This window comes from Streptococcus handemini (genome assembly GCF_040984445.1).
GTDB lineage: Bacteria > Bacillota > Bacilli > Lactobacillales > Streptococcaceae > Streptococcus > Streptococcus handemini.
Window position 1 is genome coordinate 1 of sequence record NZ_JBFRYH010000124.1, and the last position, 1,099, is coordinate 1,099.

A 1,099-nucleotide genomic window follows, 5' to 3' on the forward strand; every position below is an offset into this window, starting at 1 on the left:
AAAAATGCAACTACTCAACAAGTTGCATTTATTGAAAAGTGGATTAATAACTATCCAAAGAAAATACTAGATTACAAATCTCCTAGTGAGTTTTTACAAACTGGCTAACTTGGACTTGAAATTTGGCATTTTGAGAGTGCTGTCTTATTTTTGACACTTATTTAGTAAAAAAAGGGCATGTCAAAAGAACACCTTATGTTGGAAATTTTTCGATAAGGTGTTACAATACTAGGGCATAGACGACTTTACTGATTTTGGGTTGAAGTATAATCGTAGAGTTTGTTATGCGTTATGAGGTAATACATCGTCCTGATGAGGCGATGTATGGAGGCAATCGTATGTGGCTTAGTTGACGTCACCTGCGATTGTCTTTTTCGTTTCTCATAGAAATCTGCGATATGGCAGGGATTAGTGTGACTAGCTGCAGCGATGTTGTGGATGCACTTGAATAGAATCTTTCTCGCGTAAGGATTTCCGCATTTGGTGATGTGTTCCTTGGCAAGGACGTTTCCAGATTCGTAGTGTCTGAGGTCAATTCCAATGAAAGCGTTGATTTGATTAGCAGACTGAAAACGGCGAATGTCGCCCAATTCACCAATAATACTTGTCGCTGAGGTTTCCGCTATTCCAGGAATAGAGAGGAGGATCTCATATTCAGGTAATGGCTGAGCGAATGTGACCATTTCATCCAAAACAGTTTGTCTCCGATTAGATAGCCTAAACAGTTCTTGTGCATAGTAACGGACCTCTTCCATCATTGGAGAGGATTTTTTGACCGCACAATAAGACTGTCTGGCAAGTTCAGTAAGTTTGTTAGTCAGGAAAGCGACACGCTTGTCAGAGATCCGTTTTGAAGTCGACTGACAGATACGATGCCTTAACTCACTGTTCGTTCGATCTAAGACAAATTCCTTGCACGGAAAAGCCATGACCAAGTTCCAGTACTGTTCACCGGTTGGTGTTGATAAGAGGCTTTCTAACTCTGGAAAAGTAACCTGCAATATCTTGTGTAGACGGTTCTTGGTACGGACAATATCTTCTGTTAGGTTTTGATAGAAACGGCTTAAATCCCTTAGTTGTTGGTAAACTTCTTCCTGGA

General features: G+C 40.4%; 1 protein-coding gene and 1 pseudogene. One reads left to right on the plus strand and one right to left on the minus strand.

Annotated features, from left to right (window positions below; all coding sequences use genetic code 11):
* Positions 1–108: pseudogene (locus ABPH35_RS10895) on the plus strand (IS30 family transposase); the annotation flags it as partial.
* 137 nt (positions 109–245) lie between these two features.
* Here ABPH35_RS10895 and ABPH35_RS10900 read toward each other — a convergent pair.
* On the minus strand, positions 246–1,099 hold an 854-nt coding region (locus ABPH35_RS10900), incomplete at its 5' end, for a transposase (RefSeq protein ID WP_368849827.1).